The organism is Bacillus sp. 7884-1, from assembly GCF_002272245.1.
Lineage (GTDB): Bacteria > Bacillota > Bacilli > Bacillales > Cytobacillaceae > Neobacillus.
In genome coordinates, this window is the sequence record NZ_NPDD01000350.1 from 1 (window position 1) to 424 (window position 424).

The following is a 424-nucleotide window of genomic DNA, read 5'->3' on the forward strand; positions in this document are numbered from 1 at the left end:
AACTCCATGTTGAGTGTCCTACAACCCCAAGAGGCAAGCCTCTTGGTTTGGGCTATGTCCCGTTTCGCTCGCCGCTACTCAGGGAATCGCGTTTGCTTTCTCTTCCTCCGGGTACTTAGATGTTTCAGTTCCCCGGGTCTGCCTTCAATACCCTATGTATTCAGGTAAAGATACTGCTCCATTACGAGCAGTGGGTTCCCCCATTCGGAAATCTCCGGATCAAAGCTTACTTACAGCTCCCCGAAGCATATCGGTGTTAGTCCCGTCCTTCATCGGCTCCTAGTGCCAAGGCATCCACCGTGCGCCCTTTCTAACTTAACCTAAAAGGTTATTTTCTTCTTAATTACTTAAGAGAGAAAAACTAATGTGGCGATTCTCGGTTTTACTTTGACTTCTTCTTACGATTATCTAGTTTTCAAGGAAC

The 424-nt window shown here is 46.7% G+C and carries 1 rRNA gene; it reads right to left on the minus strand.

The features are described from left to right. A 23S ribosomal RNA gene (locus CHI06_RS29070) occupies positions 1-321 on the minus strand; the annotation flags it as partial. Positions 322-424 lie beyond the last annotated feature (103 nt).